We start from the raw sequence: 15194 nt of genomic DNA, 5'->3' as shown, positions 1-15194 counted from the left end.
CTCGCTGGATTCGCTCTGTTGATGGCCGGTGTGATCGCCTCCCCGGTCGGGGCTGCCCTGGCCGTGGAGACTTCTTCTTCTTCTTTGGTCACCCCGCAGCTGATTGCCCGCGGCGGCGGCGGTGGACGGGGAGGCGGTGGTGGTGCCAGGGCCGGTGGTGCTGGTCGAGGCGGCGGTGCCGGCAGGGCTGCTGGTGGTGGGGCGAGGGCCGGTGGTGGTGCCAGGGCCCACAGTGGTTTCCAGGGATCCGGTGGTGCCGGAGGCCTCAACCGTGGCGCGGCCCGACCCGCCGGTGGCTGGAGTGGCGGTGCCGCCGGCGGCATGGGTCGTCCCTCCCTGGCTGGTCCCGTCGGACGACCTGGTGGTGTTGGAGCAGCAGGTCTCAACCGCCCTGGTGGTGTTGGAACCCCTGGCCTTAACCGTCCTGGAGGGGTTGGCTCAGCGGGTGTGAACAGGGTTGGCGGGGCCGGAACCATCAACCGCAACGCCAATCTCACGCGGAACGTCAACGTCAACCGCAACTGGAACCGCGCCGTCAATGTCAACGCCATCGGCGTCAGACCGGGCTGGGCCCGTCCGGGTTGGGGGGTTGCCCGGCCCTGGAACCATGGCTGGTACGGCGGCTGGGCCACCCCGTCCTGGGGATGGTGGGGGGCCCGGGCCGCCACCTGGGGTGTGGCCACGCTGGCGACGGCCTCGATCATCAACAGTGCCGTCGATGCCGCGGTGGCCAGCAGCCAGACGGTGATCGTGGTGCCCAACACCGAGTACCAGCTGCTGTTCGGCACGGTCCAGCCGACCGGCACCTCCACGGTGGCCTTTGATGTCAGTGCCGACGGCAGCGTCTTTCAGCTCTCCGCTGACTGCCAGCAGGGTCTGCTGAATGGCCAGGAGCCCCAGACGGCCCAGGAAGCGGAACTCCTCAATGCCGCCTGCCAGGTGGCCTTCGGGACCGCTGCCTGAGCCGGGGGTTCACCAGGGCAGGGGAGCGCGCTGGGCGCCGATGCTGCAGCCCATCTGCTGACCCAGCAGGGCCCCGAGCGGCACGGCCCAGGTGCGGCCGTCCTGGCGGGAGGCGGCGTAGCCGAGGCCGCCGCCGATGATGCCGCCCACCAGTCGGCCGACGTTGCAGCGCTGGGCCGTCTGGGCCTGGATGTAGTCGGGGGCCACCGGCAGGTTGGCCCGGTAGCGGTCGACGTCGTAGTCGGCCCGGTAGCCGCCGCCGTAGCCGTCGCCGTAGGACGAGGGGCTGGGCAGGGTCTGCACGGGGTAGGGAACACGGCGGCTGTCGACCTGACGGGGAACGCCGGCCTGGCCCCAGGGACCGGCCAAGGCCTCCAGGGGGGTGGCGAGCAGGGCCAGGACGCCGGTGGTGCCCAGCAGGCCCGCGAGGCGGCGGGAACCCTGACGAAGGATGGTGTTCATGGTGGTTCGCGTTGTGAGGAGCGACCCCTGAGGTGGGGATGACATCAATCAAGCGAAGTCATGTGACCGAGCCATGAATGGGTCCCCGGGGATGTCCGACAAGATGCGACTCGCCGCCAGCGCCCCCTCTGCATCGCTTGTTGTCGACCCCTGGTCAGATCGGCCGGCCCTTGCCAGCGTGAGTCAGAGGGCGGGAGGACACGATGAGCTGGAGTGAACTGGAGCGCCTTGTTGAGGAGGCGGAGACGGATGAGGTGATCCGCCGCGGGCTGCGTCACTGCCGCTCCAGAGCGGAACTGTTGCTGGCGGCCCGCCGGCTGGGGTTCGGCGTCACCCGGGTGGATCTGCAGCGGGCCCGGCAACTGCAGCATCAAGCAGGCTGATCTCGGCATGCACGCACTCGGCCGTCGGCCGCAGCCGGAAGCCCAGCTTCTGGCAGACATGCTGCATGCCCCTGTTCTCGTGGAGGATCTCGGCGCAGATCCGCTCGAGCCCCTCGGCCCGGCCGATCGTGATCAGCAGCCCCAGCAAGGCGGTGCCTAACCCCTGCCGTTGCCAGGGGTCGGCAATCAGCATGGCGAACTCGGCGGCGTTGTCGTCGTGGATCCGGCTGAGCCGGCCCACCCCCAGCACCTCGGCCGGGGCGCCGTTCTGCCCCGGCCGCTCCACCACCAGGGCCATTTCCCTGTCGTAGTCGGTGAAGCAGATCCGAGTCAGTCGTTCGTGGGCGATGCGGTGGCCCAGGGTCATCAGATGGAAGTAGCGGAAGTAGACGCTCTGCTCCGAGAGGGTGCGGTGGAAGGCCACCAGCATGGGTTCGTCCTCCGGTCGGATCGGCCGGAGCGTCACCGGTGAACCGTCGGGCAGGTGCCAGGCGCGCACGTACTCGCTCGGATAGGGACGGATCGCCGGTCTGGGGGTGAAACAGGTGGCCCCGGAGGACGACTGCAGCAGCACCCGGGCATCCAGGGCCACCAGCGAACCCTTGCCGATCCCAGGTGCCACCCGCAGGGGGTTGATGTCGAGTTCGAGGATGGCCGGATGCTCCAGCACCAGCCGGCTGAGGCGCACCAGCAACCGCTCCAGCGCCGCCAGATCCACCGGCGGCCGGCCGCGCACCCCCTGCAGCGCCGCATGGATGCGGGTGCGTTCCATCAGCCGCCGGGCCAGGGTGGTGTTCAGTGGCGGCAGGGCCACGGCGCTGTCGCGGAACACCTCCACCAGCAGCCCGCCGGTGCCGAACAGGATCACCGGGCCGAACTGGGGGTCGATGCTGCTGCCCACGATCAGCTCGTAGGCGCCCGTCAGCTCCAGCATCGGCTGCACGGTCACCCCGCCGAAGGCGCTCTCGCCGTGCAGTGCCACGATCGCCTCCTGCATGGCGCGGAAGGCCTGGGTCACCGCGGCGCCGTCACGCAGGTTCAGCTGCACCCCGCCAACATCGCTTTTGTGGGTGAGCTCGGCGGAGAGCAGCTTGACCACCACCGGGTAGCCCATCGCGTCGGCCGCCGCCGCCGCCGCCTCGGCACTGGTGGCCATGTGGGTGGGAACTGTGGGGATGCCGTAGGCCTCCAGCACCTGTTTGGCTTCCCATTCGTTCAGAAGGGTGCGTCCCTGGGCCAGCACCCCTTCCAGCAGAGCTTCCACCCGCTGGCGATCGGCGTGGGGCTCGCCGGCTCCAGTCGCTTCGGTGTCCGGAACCAGGGCCGGGGTTTCGTAAAGGGCGCGCAGGTTGTCGCTGTAGCGCCACAGGAGATCGAACAGCTGCACGGCCCCGTCCGGGTAGCGGTAGGTGGCGATGCCGGCGGCATTCAGCAGGCGCTCCCCAGCCTCCACGTCCTGGCCCCCCATCCAGCTGGCCAGCAGCGGCTTGGTGGTGGTCGCCGCCAGGGCCACCAGCCGCTCAGCCGTGCTGGTGGGATCGGTCATGGCCTGGGGGGTGAGCACCACCAGCAGGCCATCGCTGTCGGGGTTCTCCAGGGCCAGGCGGATGGCCCGCTCGTAGCGGTCCGGATCCGCGTCCCCCAGGATGTCGATCGGGTTGGCCCGACTCCAGTGCTGGGGCAGAACGGCATCGAGGTCCGCCAGGGTGGCCGCCGGGAGGGTGGCCAGCTGTCCGCCATGGCGCACCAGGGCATCGGTGGCGATCACGCCCGGCCCCCCGGCGTTGGTGAGGATCGTCAGCCGCGGCCCCAGGGGCCGGCGACGTTGCTTGGACAGCACTTCGGCCAGATCGAAGAGGTCGGCGATGCTGTCGACGCGGATCACGCCGCAGCGGCGGAAGGCGGCATCCAGGACGGCGTCGCTTCCGGTCAGGGCGCCGGTGTGGGATGCCGCCGCCTGGGCCGCCTCGGCGGTGCGGCCGGCCTTGATCACCACGATCGGCTTGGTCAGGGCCACCTCCCGAGCCGCCGAGAGGAACGACCGGGGGTCACCGATCGATTCCATGTAAATGACGATGCTGTGGGTTTCCGGATCGTCCCCCAGGTAGGTGATCAGATCCCCCCAGTCGACATCCAGCATCGAGCCCATCGAGACGAAGGCGCTGAAGCCCACGTTCTCCTGCAGGCTCCAGTCGAGGACGGCGGTGCAGATCGCCCCCGACTGGCTGAGGAAGCCCACGTGGCCAGGGCGGGCCATGGCGCCGGCGAAGGTGGCGTTGAGGCCGGTGAGGGGATTCATCAGCCCCAGGCAGTTGGGGCCCACCAGTCGCATGCCGGTGCGGCGCAGGCCATCCCGGATGCGGGCCTCCAGGGCGATGCCGGTGGCGCCGATCTCCCGGAAGCCCGCTGACAGCACGATCACGCCCTTCACCCGGGCCGCCGCGCACTCCTCGATCAGGGCCGGCACCGTAGCGGCGGGGGTGGCGATCACGGCCAGGTCCACCGGTTCGGGCACCTCCGCCACCGACGCGTGGGCCCGGATTCCCTGCACACTCGGGCGCTTGGGGTTGATGGGATAGACGGTGCCGCCGAAGGGGTGGCTGATCAGGTTCCAGAGCACCCCGTGCCCGACGCTGCCCGGCCGGTCGGAGGCTCCGATCACGGCCACACTGCGCGGCGAGAAAAGGGCCGCCAGCGGCTGATGCTGGGAGCGCAGGATGTCGTAGGCCCGATCCGCGGCGGCGCCGCCCCCGCCGGAGGGGTTCTCCGTCATCGGATCACCAGGACCGGACAGGGGGACTGGACCAGCACCCGCTGGGTTTCGCTGCCGATCAGCATCCCCACCAGGCCGCGGCGGCCGTGGGAGGCCATCACGATCAGGTCGCAGCCCAGCCGGGTGGCGGCCTCGATGATGGCCTGGTGCGGCAGGTCGCTCAGCACACGCTCGGCCGTGGCGTTGACGCCGGCCTCCTTGGCCACCGCCAGGGACTCCTCGAGAATCCGTTCCCCATCCTTGCGGCTGGCGCTCATCAGGGCCTCCATGGTGGTGGCATCGAGCATCTCGCCGAGCCCCACCACCTGCACCGGCACGCTGGCCTGGGCATGGAAGAAGGTGATGCGGGCCCCGAGGGAGGCGGCCAGTGCCACGGCGTGGCGCACGGCCGCCATCGAGAGGTCGGAACCGTCGCTGGGCACCAGGAGTTGGCTGAAGGACATGGGAGCGGCAGGTCTCTCCTCTGTCTAGTCAAGGCCTTGCATCAGCGCAGTGGATCAGTGAAGTGGATCGCTGATCACCAGGGCCGAGCAGTGCAGGCGCCGCAGCAGGCTGGTGGCCTGGTCGCTGGCGGGAATCGGCACGCCCTCCACCAGGCGCCTCAGGGAGCGCAGGATCACCAGATCGTGGCTCTCGCTGCCCCTCTCAATCGCCTCAGCCACGTTCTGGTGGGCCAGGAGCTCCACCGTGACCGGCACGCCCTTCCCGGACCTGGAGGGGGAGGCAACCCAGCCCTGGAGCTGGCGGGCCAGCTGTTCCCGCTCCGCCTGGGGCAACCAGGGCTCATGGATGTGAAGCAGGGTGATGGCGGCGCCCTCACCGGGCGGGCAGGCGCTGAGCAGGCGCTCTGCCAGCTGGTACTGCTCCAGGGCGCCGGAGGAGAGGTCCTTCACCGGGACGAGCAGCCGGCGGAAGCTGGCCGGGTCGTCCCGCAGACGGGCCATCACCACCGGGCAGTGGGCCTGACGGCAGATGGCGGCCACCAGATCGCCGAACAGCCAGCGCCCCAAGCGGGGGGCCGCGGCCACGCCCAACAGCACCAGGTCGGCGCCCTGCTCGAGAGCCGTGCGGGCGATGCCTCCGGGGATGTCGTTGTCGACCCGCAGCAGGGAGCGGCTGGGCACCCCCGCCGCCGCAGTGAAGGCATCGGCCCGCTCCAGCAGCTGGCGCCCTTCGGCCAGGGCACGATGCACGACCGGCTGGGCGCCGCGGCCCGCTTCGGCCTGGCGCGGCGACACCACCGAGAGGGGCAGCACCGTGCCTTGGCGGCCCGCGTCCCCGTCGATCAGCCGGCCGGCAAGCGCCAGCAGGGGTTCCTCACTGCGGGCCTCGCTGATCGGTACCAGCACCCGTAGGGCCCGTCGCACCAGGGCCAGCTGGCCGCTCTCCTGCAGGCTGAGATCCCTGGCCCGGCGGCTGGCCATGCGGGTCATCGCCACCGAGGTGAGGATTGGCCCCAGGGTGGCGGTGACCACCATCAGGGCCAGGACGCTGTTGAGCATCCGCTCATCCAGCAGGCCCTGGCGGAAGCCCACATAGGTGGCCGCCAGGGTGGCGGCCACCTGGGGCAGCGACAGCGACCACAGGGTGAGCATCTCTGGGCCGTCGTAGCGGTAAAGCAGGCCCGACCACCACGAGGCCAGCCCTTTGCTGGTGATCAGCGTCAGGATCAAGGCGATGGCGAAGACCGAGCCGGTCATGGTGCTGAGGAACACCGGCACATCCAGCAGCAGCCCCAGATCGATGAAGAAGAGCGGGATGAACAGGCTCGCCCCCACCACCACCACCTGTTCCTTGACCCGGCCCTCCGGCAGCACGCCATTGACGGCCAGTCCGGCCAGGAAGGCGCCGACGATCTTCTCCACACCGGCCACTTCCGCCCCCACCGCCGCCAGGAACAGGGCCAGCAGCACCGCCACGAACAGACGGCTGTCACCGTCGACGCTGCGGCGGATCAGCCCTTGACCCAGCCGCCGGATCAGCAGCATCACGGCGGCGGCGTAGACGGCCACCTTGAGCAGCAGGGCGACCACCCCAACGCCGCTCAGCTGGCCTTTCCCGAGGCTGACGCAGAGGGCCAGCACCACCAGGGCGGCGATGTCGGTGAAGATCGTGCCGCCGATCGCCACCGTGACGCACTCCTCCCGCATCGCGCCGAAGCTGCGCACGATCGGGTAGCCCAGGGGTGTGTGGGAGGCCAGGATCGAGCCGATCAGGACGGCGCTCACGACCGGATAGCCGTAGGCGAATCCCAGCGCCGTGCCCGCCAGCATCGGCAGGGTGAAGGTGAGCAAGCCGAAGCGGAAGGAGCGGGACCGGATCCGCTGGAACTCCCCCAGGTCGATCTCCAGGCCGGCAATGAACAGCAGATAGATCACCCCCACGTCCGAGAGCAACCGCACGGTCTCGTTGCTGGAGGCGAGCCAGGCGAGGCCATGGGGACCGATCGCCACACCGGCCACCAGCAGTCCGACCAGATCCGGCAGCCGCAACGGCCGCACCAGGGGCGGCACCACCACGCTGAGCATCAGCAGCAGGGCGAAGATCGCCAGGGGATTGCCTGCCAGGAAGGAGCCCACGGGGATGGAGAGGGATGGCAGGGATGTCCTCCAGGCCGTCCTAGGAGCGCCGCCGCCGCCGTCAACGGTCCGTATCGCGTCTCGTAACGGGCCCGCACCCGCCCGCGCCCCCCAGCAGAATCGACGGCATGACGAGTTCCGCCTGGCGCCAGCACTGGTATCCGGTGGCCTATCTGCGGGACCTCGACCGCACCAGGCCCACCGCCTTCACCCTCCTGGAGGAGGACCTGGTGCTCTGGTGGGATGGCCCCGGCCAGGCCTGGCGCGCCTTCGCCGATGTCTGTCCCCACCGCCTGGTGCCCCTCAGCCAGGGGCGCCTCAACGGCGCCGGCGAGCTGGAGTGCCCCTATCACGGCTGGACCTTCGCCGGCGATGGTCACTGCACCGCGATCCCCCAGGCCGAGCCGGGGGCGACCCCCAGCGCCCTGCGCTCCAGCTGCCGGGCCTACGCCACCGCCGAGGGCCAGGACCTGCTGTTCGTGTTTGCCGGCGAGGCGGATGGGGCCGCGGCGGTGCCCCTGCCCCTGGTGCCGGTGCTGGAGGAGCCGGGCTGGTTCGTGCAGGACACCTTCCGGGACCTGCCCATGGATGCCCTCACCCTGCTGGAGAACGTGCTCGATGTGAGCCATGTGCCGTTCACCCACCACCGCACCGTGGGCAAGCGTGAGAACGCCGCTCCAGTGGCCGCGACGATCACCAGTGCCGGACCGGAGGGCTTCACGGCCCTGTGGCAGGAAGGGCCCCGCAAGGGAACGCTAGGCAGCCAGTCCACCACCTTCGCCGCCCCCGGCCTGATGTGGCATGAGCTCACGGCGCCGGGCTTCGCCCGGATTCTCACGGTGGTCTACGCGACGCCGATCCGCCGGGGCGAATGCCGTCTGTTCGCCCGTTTCCCCTTCCAGTTCAAGTCCCGGCTGCCTCCCCTGCTGCTGGGCCTGCGGCCCCGGTGGCTGCAGCACATCGCCAACCACACCGTGCTGGAGGACGACCAGGTGTTTCTGCACTGGCAGGAGCGGGTGCTGGAGCAGCGGGGCCGCAGCGGCGGGGCCGAGCGGGCGTTCTTCCTGGCCACCGGCGCCGATGTCTATGTGAAGGCGCTGCACGACTGGGTCAACCACCACGACGGCGATCCGTTTCCCGGCCAGCCCTTGCCGCTCCGCCTCGACCAGTCGGCGCTGATGGAGCGCTGGGCCAGCCACGGGGAGCACTGCGCCGCCTGCAGCGGCGCCCTGCGCGGATTGCGGCGCTGGCGGCCGCTGCTGCAGGCGATTCCCTGGCTGTCGCTGCTGGCGGTCGCCTGGTGGCAGACCCCCCAGGTTCTGGTGGTGGCGCTGCTGCTGGCCGGAGCCGCGTTGCTGCTGGCCCAGCGCTTCGATCGCTGGGAGCGGCTGCTGCTGGCCGGGGATGGCGAACCGCCGCGCAACAGGCCCGGCTGAGTTTCCGACAAGGGGGGCTCAGCCTTTCCAGCCAGCCAGGTGGGAGGCGGAAGCGGAGCGCACCAGGGAGCGGGCGGCGGCCAGGGCCGGCGCCAGGTTGCCGGAGCTGAAGGGGGGCAGGGGGCGGCGCCGTAGCCAGGCCCCCCAGCGGAACTCGTGGAAGGGGATCAGGGGAGCCGGATCGATCATTCCCTCCTTCTTGAGTCGCCATACCAGCGAGCGGTAGGGATCGTCCTGGAGATCCGGCAGCCGCGGCGGCAGGGCCGCCGGCGCCAGGGGGCCGTGGCCGCGGCCGTCATAGAGGTACAGCCAGCCCCGCTCCTGCAGCTCGGCCAGCACCGCTTCGGGGGGGGCTCCCGGCAGATCCAGCACCAGGTAGCCATAGGCCAGGGCTGTCGGATCGATTTCGATCAGCCCCCGCAGGCGATGGTGGCGGTCGACCATCCAGAGCTCGCCGGCCCCACCACGCACCAGGGGCACGGGTTTGCCGCGCAGATAGCGCAGCCGCTGCTCGGCTGTTTCCTGGGAGAAGTCCTGCTGGCGACTGCGCACCTCCGCCAGACCCACGCACATCTGGGTGGGCTGGAGGTCGGTGATGGCGACGCTGAGCAGTTCCACCCTGGGTCCTGGTGGGGGCAGGGGCCGATAGGGGGGCAGGTGCAGGCTCATGGGTGCCGGTGGCTGGCACCCATCCTGGCGGCATCCCGGCTGGTCCCAGTCGCGGGAATAGGGTCGATCCACGTGCAGACGTCCATGACCACCGCCCTTGACCGAGACGGCGCCCTGGCCGGACCCCACGGCCCGATCGGTGTGCTGGTCTGCGGCCATGGCAGCCGCAACCGTCTGGCGGTGGCCGAATTCGCCTCCCTGGCCCACCAGCTCCAGCACCACCTCGATCCGGTGCCCGTCGACCACGGCTACCTGGAGTTCGCCCGGCCGATCCTGCGTGACGGCCTGGACGCCCTGCGCCAACGGGGTGTGCGCCATGTGCTGGCGGTGCCGGCGATGCTGTTTGCCGCCGGCCATGCCAAGAACGACATCCCCTCGGTGCTCAACACCTACGCCGCCGAGACGGGGCTGCGCATCGACTACGGCCGTGAGCTGGGGGTGGATCTCAAGATGATCCAGGCCGCGGCCGCCCGCATCCGCGCCAGCCTCGAGACCGCCGATGCCGAAGCCGTCGCCGACGGCCGCAGCCCCGTTCCCCTGCACGACACGCTCCTGGCGGTGGTGGGGCGCGGCTCCTCCGACCCGGATGCCAACTCCAACGTGGCCAAGGTGACCCGGATGCTGGTGGAGGGATTTGGCTTCGGCTGGGGGGAGACGCTCTATTCCGGTGTCACCTTCCCCCTGGTGGAGCCGGGCCTGCGCCAGGCGGTCAAGCTCGGCTACCGGCGCATCGTCGTCTTCCCTTACTTCCTCTTCTCCGGGGTGCTGGTGAGTCGGATCCGGCAGCACAGTGAGCGCGTGGCCGCGGACCATCCCGAGCTGGAGATGGTCCAGGCCGGCTACCTCGGCGACCATCCCCTGGTGCTGGACACCTTCCGCGAGCGGGTCGCCGAGGTGCTGGGGGGTGAGGCCAACATGAACTGCTCCCTGTGCAAGTACCGGGCCCAAGTGCTGGGTTTCGAGCGGGAGGTGGGGGCGCCCCAGCACAGCCACCACCACCACGTGGAAGGGCTGGTGGAGAGCTGCACCCTCTGCGAGCGGGAGTGCACCGGAGCCTGCCAGCCCGATGGGGTGCCCCTGCCGGTGGGTGGCTCGGCCGGCGGCCATGACCACGCCCATGGCCCTGGTCAGGGGGTGCACCATCACCATCCGATCTATCCCCATGCCGACCATCCCCTGGGTCCCGTCACGCTGCGGCGCCCCGCCGAGTGAGCCTCCGCGTCAGGGTCCGCTGGCCTTGCCGGTCTCATCCCTTGATTGGACCCGAGAGACTTGGCTCTGATCATTTTTTCCGATGGTTCGGGGCTTTCCCCCACCGTGATGCCGTTTTCCCCCGTTTCATGGGGCTTTTTCCACAGATGGGGGCGTTCCGGCGTGGCTGGGATGCGGGGGCTGGGGAAACTGAATGATTGCTCGGATCAGCCTTGACAGTCCTCGCCGGCTCCCTCGGCTGCTGGCGTGATGTGGGACACCCGGACCATGGCCCTGCCAGGGCAATGAGTCTCATCCAACCTGACCGAGGTCGGCTCCCATCGAGGCGTTTTTGACGCTGGGTCTCCCCTGTGGCGTACTTGGAACGATCCCAGCAGACCCCCACCAGCATGGCCATGGATCCAGAGTGCCCGGGGTGCGCCGGCGACGAGGCGAGCGTCAGCCTGGAAGCGGAGGTGCCGGAGGTGCTCTACGAAGGCATGCGTGATTTCATCAACACCCATCCGCACTGGGATCAATACAGCGTCATCACCTCAGCCCTGGCCGGATTCCTGTTCCAGAACGGTTGCCAGGAGCCCGTCGTTTCGCAGCACTATCTCGACGGACTCTTCCAGAAACCCTGAGACAAAAAAAAGCGAGGGTGCCAACCCCCGCCGATGGTTTTCTCCCTTGCCCGACCCTTTGGAGGTCGCCCCGTCATTGTGCTCAGGCTGCGCTGGGAAGACTGTGGTGATTGACACCACCTTCCCCCTCGTGTGACGGCTCCCTGACCGGCGCCCTCAGCCCCGCCGCATCCGATCCGCGGCGGCGGCGCAGGCACGCCAGGTGATCGCCATCTCGGTGAGGGTGGGGCTCTGCCAGCCGGCGCTGGGCCAGCAGGCCCCATCGGTCACCAGCACGTTGGGGGCCCCCCAGCAGCGGTTCCAGGCATCGACGACGCCCGCCTCCGGGCTGCCTGCCATGCGTGCCCCGCCCAGTTCATGGATGTAGTACCCGGGAGGCGGCGGCTCGGGCCGCACCGCCAGGCTGTTGCGGATCAGGGGCTCCAGCAGGGGCAGCACGAACAATTCCTCAATGGGTCGGATGCGGCCCCCCGCCGAGGCCACCACCGCCTCCATGCGCCCCTGCATGTGGGCCACCATGGCCTGCTCGTTGGTGCCCCAGCGGCAGTCGATGTGGGGGATGGGCAGGTCCCAGGCATCGGTGCGGTCGCCCTTGAGGCTCACCCGGTTCTCCGCCCGGGCCAGCACCTCCCCATGGCCGATCAGGAACCCCACCGCCTCCCCAGGCCGGCGCCTGAGCAGGGCGGGGGGATCGAAGCGCTGCAGGGCCGCCCAGATCCCGTACCCGCGCAGAAAGCCTTCCTGGCTGTTGTCGTCCAGATTCACCGTGTTGGGGATGAAGCAACTGCCGGCACCGGAGAGCTCGGCGGGTTCGGTCGGCGTGGCGATGGCAGGAATCGAGAAGAACCGGCTGGTGGAGATGTGGTCCATCAGGAAGCGGCCCAGGCTGCCGGAGGGGTCGCTGAGGCCGCCGCGTCGGATGGTGTCGCTGGAATGCAGCAACAGACGCACGGTTTCGATCGTCGAGGCGCAGAGCACGATCAAGGGGGCGGCGACCCGCTCCCGCCGGCCGCTGGCCGCCTCCACCAGCACCACCGCCTCGGCCAGGCCGCCCTGGGCCGCCATCTCCAGATGGCTCACCACCGCCCCGCTGCGCAGCTGCACCCGGCCCGTGGCCAGGGCCCGGGCCAGGCTGAGGCCCTGGGCGCTGGAGGGGGGCCAGGGGGCCGCCGGGGTGGGTGTGTGCAGGCGGAAGCCGCGGGAATGGATCAGGGGCAGGCCCAGATCTCTGGCGATCGCACCCTGCAGGTGTCGCTCCCCCGGCGTGAACGGCAGCGGCGGCAGGAACTGACCGTCCGGCAGCTGGGGAAGACCATCCCGCTGGCCGTGGACCCCCAGAAGGGTTTCCAGGCGGTCGTAGAAGGGCGCCAGCTCGGTGGTTCCGATCGGCCAGGCCGGGCCGTGGCCATCCCGCCGCGCCGCCTGGAACTCCGCCTCCGACAGGCGCAGCGTGATCCCCCCCCAGGTGAGGCTCTTGCCACCCACCTGGCGGCCCCGGGTCCACAGGAAGGGGGCCTCCGGCGGGGTGCTGTAGGGGTTCTGGCGCTCGTCGACGAACAGCTCGGGGTTGTGTTTCCAGAACCCCGGATGGTGCCGCTGCAGACGCTGGCGGCCGCTGCTGAGGTGGGCAAGGCGCCGCAGGCTGTTGAGCGGCTCGCTGCCCAGGGCCCGCCGGGCCGAGAGCTCCGGCCCCGCCTCGAGCACCAGCACCCGCAACCCTGCTTCCGCCAACACCATGGCGGCCACCGATCCGTTGGCCCCCGCCCCCACCACCACAGCGTCCCAGGGGGTCTCGCTGCCGGTTGAGGGGGATGGGGCGGCGGCCATTGGAGCGGCGGGCGATCGCGGCATCATCGTGGATGGCGGTTTCCTTTCCCCATCGACGGGCGGAGCGGCCTGCTTCGACAGGGGTGATCGGGGCTGAGAGCGGACAACGACGGAAACTGACGGACCCGGCGCCCCGGGTGTGTTTCGCCCCCGGGCTGAGCTATCTCGTCTGCGCTGAGGTGTGAAGAAATGAGGAGGCTTCTCTGCGGCATCTTGTGCTGTGTCACAGAAATGCAGCGTGTCTATCGATCGGATCGATGATCATCTCTCGATGCCAGGGGCAACATGACATTCCCGACACCCAACAGCGACGAAATCAAGGAGTTTGGCAACCCAGGTTCCGCTGCTGCCTTTCTGGGAAATTTTCACAAGACCCTTCCCCATGATCAGTTCGGTGAGGTGGATCGCGACGCCTACCGGGACTTCGTTCGAACCTGCCAGGACATTGCCGCAGGCATGCGGACCTCCTTCGAGCGGGTGCGCAAGGGTCTCCTGGTCCCAGCCTTCGCCCCCACGGCGGACGCAGGTGCCGCGTCCGCCGTCGCCAAATTCACCAGCCCCCTGGCCGGCGCCGCCACCGAGGAGTGGGGACCGGATCCCACAGGCCTGGAGATGCCGCCGGCCCCCGGCATTAACAGCCTCAGTTCTGCGGCCGAGATGGTGGAGCTGTACTGGATGGCGCTGCTGCGCGACAAACCCCTCCACGATTTCGCCACGGATCCTGACGTCGCCTCCGCCGTGGCCGAAGTCGGCCCCGTCTTCCAGACCGCCCTCGACCAGGATCGGGCCCGGGGACGATTGAAGCTGGGCCAGGATCTGCCGGCCAACGTGTCCGGGCTGGATCTTCGGCAGGAAACCCTGTTCCGTTGCGGTCTTCATGACGAAGCGTTCGGCCCACTGGTCAGCCAGTTCTTCCTCAGGGACACCCCCTACGGCGTCCAGACGATCTCCGCCAAGCAGACACCCTATGTGCGGGAGAAGGATTTCCTGACCTCCCGCGACGACTGGCTGCGGGCCCAGAACACGGGGAAGGATCGATGGGGACGGGATTATGGAAGCTGCAACAACTATGCGGATCAGATCGATCCGGCCCGGGGGGAGATCTACTACGCGAGCTCGCCGCGTTTCATTTCCACCCTCAGGGATCTGGCCCGTTTCGTCAATCGGGATGCCCTGCATCAGGCTTATTTCAATGCCGCCCTGTTCCTGGATGCGATCAACGCCCCCCTCGATGACGGCAATCCCTACAAGGGCGTGCGCAAGAGCCGGGAGGGGGCCTTCGCCACCCTCGGCGGGCCCGACCTGCTCACGGTGGTCTCTGAGGTGGCCAGTCGTGCCCTGAAGGTGGTGTGGCGCCAGAAGTGGCTGGTGCACCGCCGGGCCCGTCCCGAGGTGTACGGGGGCATGATCGAGATGCAGGAAGTCGGGGTCGGCGTCAGCAAGCGCGTCTACGGCCTCCAACGGCTGGCCATCGACTCGGTGGCCGCCCAGCGGGTGCGCCTGCAGCACGGCACGAACTTCCTGCCGATGGCGTTCTCCGCCGGATCCCCTTCCCACCCGGCCTACGGTGCCGGCCATGCCACCGTGGCCGGCGCCTGCGTGACGGTGCTCAAGGCCTGGTTTGATGAAGATGCGCGGCTCGAGCCGCTGCTGGCCCAGGCGGCAAGCGCGTCCCGACGCAAGGAGCCGGTCGTGATCCAGGGCCTGCTGCAGCCCGGTGCCCATCTGGGAGGGGAGAACTTCGCCGATCCCGCGGCCTACACCGGCGCCGATGCCGGTCTGATCACGGTGGGGGGGGAGCTGAACAAACTGGCCGCCAATGTGGCCATGGGACGCAGCATGGGCGGGGTCCACTGGCGTTCGGACAACACCCGCAGCCTGCGGCTGGGGGAGCGGGTGGCGATGGAGATCCTCCGCAGGCGCACACTGGAGTACGCGGAACGCCCGTTGTCCTTCACTTTCCGCAGTTTCGACGGGGTGTTCATCACCATCTCCGAGGGCCAGATCGATCCCCCCCCCGCCTGAGCTCACCCCAACGCCTCAGCGGCACGCTGGGCGCGCTCCAGGGCTCCGATCATCTCGCAGCAGGCCGCAACGTCGGCGGCGGTCTGCACCGCGGCTGACAGGGAGCGGAAGAAGCTGCCCCAGGGCTGCTGTACCTGGGAGCACGCCGCTCAGCAAGGCCCAGCCCCGCCGGCTGATCTCCGCGCCCAGGGCCTCCGCCAGGCCCATCGCCTGCGGGGTTGGCCGCATCGCCCGCCCCCATG

13 protein-coding genes are annotated in these 15194 nt (G+C 69.7%); 7 read left to right on the top strand and 6 right to left on the bottom strand.

Annotated features, from left to right (window positions below; translation table 11 throughout):
• Positions 1–103: 103 nt before the first annotated feature.
• Positions 104–451 carry a hypothetical protein gene (locus KUG43_RS13355; protein ID WP_216909831.1) on the top strand — a complete coding sequence of 116 codons (348 nt, stop codon included), beginning with the start codon at positions 104–106 and terminating at the stop codon, positions 449–451.
• Entirely contained in the window at positions 448–963 is a 516-nt protein-coding gene (locus tag KUG43_RS13350; RefSeq protein ID WP_216909829.1) for a hypothetical protein, read from the top strand. The genes KUG43_RS13355 and KUG43_RS13350 overlap by 4 nt, the downstream gene beginning before the upstream one ends.
• A gap of 9 nt (positions 964–972) precedes the next feature.
• On the opposite strand, the gene KUG43_RS13345 is transcribed toward KUG43_RS13350, so the two are convergent.
• Positions 973–1425, bottom strand: coding sequence for a hypothetical protein (locus tag KUG43_RS13345; RefSeq protein WP_216909828.1), 453 nt, complete (start codon positions 1423–1425; stop codon positions 973–975).
• A gap of 203 nt (positions 1426–1628) precedes the next feature.
• Here KUG43_RS13345 and KUG43_RS13340 point away from each other — a divergent pair, with 203 nt between their 5' ends.
• Positions 1629–1808, top strand: a complete 180-nt coding sequence (locus KUG43_RS13340) for a Nif11-like leader peptide family natural product precursor (protein WP_216909827.1) — start codon at positions 1629–1631, stop codon at positions 1806–1808.
• Here the strand turns inward: KUG43_RS13340 and KUG43_RS13335 are convergent.
• From KUG43_RS13335 to KUG43_RS13325, 3 genes are read right to left on the bottom strand one after another with little or no spacing between them, the layout of a single operon-like run.
• On the bottom strand, positions 1756–4581 hold the full coding sequence (locus tag KUG43_RS13335) for a bifunctional acetate--CoA ligase family protein/GNAT family N-acetyltransferase (protein ID WP_216909826.1): 2826 nt from the start codon (positions 4579–4581) through the stop codon (positions 1756–1758). The genes KUG43_RS13340 and KUG43_RS13335 overlap by 53 nt on opposite strands.
• Positions 4578–5024 (bottom strand): universal stress protein, encoded by a 447-nt coding sequence (locus KUG43_RS13330; protein ID WP_216909825.1) that lies wholly within the window; start codon positions 5022–5024, stop codon positions 4578–4580. The genes KUG43_RS13335 and KUG43_RS13330 overlap by 4 nt, the downstream gene beginning before the upstream one ends.
• Before the next feature lie 54 nt (positions 5025–5078).
• Positions 5079–7160, bottom strand: coding sequence for a cation:proton antiporter (locus KUG43_RS13325; protein WP_216909824.1), 2082 nt, complete (start codon positions 7158–7160; stop codon positions 5079–5081).
• Positions 7161–7288: 128 nt separating this feature from the next.
• Here KUG43_RS13325 and KUG43_RS13320 point away from each other — a divergent pair, with 128 nt between their 5' ends.
• Positions 7289–8596, top strand: a complete 1308-nt coding sequence (locus tag KUG43_RS13320; RefSeq protein WP_216909823.1) for an aromatic ring-hydroxylating dioxygenase subunit alpha — start codon at positions 7289–7291, stop codon at positions 8594–8596.
• An 18-nt stretch (positions 8597–8614) separates the two neighbouring features.
• On the opposite strand, the gene KUG43_RS13315 is transcribed toward KUG43_RS13320, so the two are convergent.
• On the bottom strand, positions 8615–9265 hold the full coding sequence (locus tag KUG43_RS13315; protein WP_216909822.1) for a ParB-like protein: 651 nt from the start codon (positions 9263–9265) through the stop codon (positions 8615–8617).
• 84 nt (positions 9266–9349) lie between these two features.
• Between KUG43_RS13315 and KUG43_RS13310 the strand changes: the two genes are divergently transcribed.
• Both KUG43_RS13310 and KUG43_RS13305 read left to right on the top strand, forming a co-directional pair.
• Positions 9350–10477, top strand: coding sequence for a sirohydrochlorin chelatase (locus tag KUG43_RS13310; protein WP_216909821.1), 1128 nt, complete (start codon positions 9350–9352; stop codon positions 10475–10477).
• Positions 10478–10872: 395 nt separating this feature from the next.
• Positions 10873–11100, top strand: a complete 228-nt coding sequence (locus tag KUG43_RS13305) for a DUF2811 domain-containing protein (RefSeq protein ID WP_502988617.1) — start codon at positions 10873–10875, stop codon at positions 11098–11100.
• A gap of 156 nt (positions 11101–11256) precedes the next feature.
• On the opposite strand, the gene KUG43_RS13300 is transcribed toward KUG43_RS13305, so the two are convergent.
• Positions 11257–12927 carry a GMC oxidoreductase gene (locus KUG43_RS13300; protein WP_216909820.1) on the bottom strand — a complete coding sequence of 557 codons (1671 nt, stop codon included), beginning with the start codon at positions 12925–12927 and terminating at the stop codon, positions 11257–11259.
• A gap of 456 nt (positions 12928–13383) precedes the next feature.
• Between KUG43_RS13300 and KUG43_RS13295 the strand changes: the two genes are divergently transcribed.
• Positions 13384–14952, top strand: a complete 1569-nt coding sequence (locus KUG43_RS13295; RefSeq protein WP_216909819.1) for a vanadium-dependent haloperoxidase — start codon at positions 13384–13386, stop codon at positions 14950–14952.
• Positions 14953–15194: the final 242 nt, after the last annotated feature.

The sequence above is a fragment of the Synechococcus sp. CCY 0621 genome, assembly GCF_019038465.1.
Classification (GTDB): domain Bacteria; phylum Cyanobacteriota; class Cyanobacteriia; order PCC-6307; family Cyanobiaceae; genus Cyanobium.
The sequence above is the reverse complement of the archived record's forward strand: the minus strand, read 5'-3'. Positions and strand labels throughout refer to the sequence as shown.

Coding starts and splice junctions, on each gene's coding strand:
- KUG43_RS13345 (WP_216909828.1), bottom strand. CDS start 1,425: ATGAACACCATCCTTCGTCAGGGTTCCCGCCGCCTCGCGGGCCTGCTG.
- KUG43_RS13340 (WP_216909827.1), top strand. CDS start 1,629: ATGAGCTGGAGTGAACTGGAGCGCCTTGTTGAGGAGGCGGAGACGGAT.
- KUG43_RS13335 (WP_216909826.1), bottom strand. CDS start 4,581: ATGACGGAGAACCCCTCCGGCGGGGGCGGCGCCGCCGCGGATCGGGCC.
- KUG43_RS13330 (WP_216909825.1), bottom strand. CDS start 5,024: ATGTCCTTCAGCCAACTCCTGGTGCCCAGCGACGGTTCCGACCTCTCG.
- KUG43_RS13320 (WP_216909823.1), top strand. CDS start 7,289: ATGACGAGTTCCGCCTGGCGCCAGCACTGGTATCCGGTGGCCTATCTG.
- KUG43_RS13315 (WP_216909822.1), bottom strand. CDS start 9,265: ATGAGCCTGCACCTGCCCCCCTATCGGCCCCTGCCCCCACCAGGACCC.
- KUG43_RS13310 (WP_216909821.1), top strand. CDS start 9,350: ATGACCACCGCCCTTGACCGAGACGGCGCCCTGGCCGGACCCCACGGC.
- KUG43_RS13305 (WP_502988617.1), top strand. CDS start 10,873: ATGGATCCAGAGTGCCCGGGGTGCGCCGGCGACGAGGCGAGCGTCAGC.
- KUG43_RS13300 (WP_216909820.1), bottom strand. CDS start 12,927: ATGGCCGCCGCCCCATCCCCCTCAACCGGCAGCGAGACCCCCTGGGAC.
- KUG43_RS13295 (WP_216909819.1), top strand. CDS start 13,384: ATGCGGACCTCCTTCGAGCGGGTGCGCAAGGGTCTCCTGGTCCCAGCC.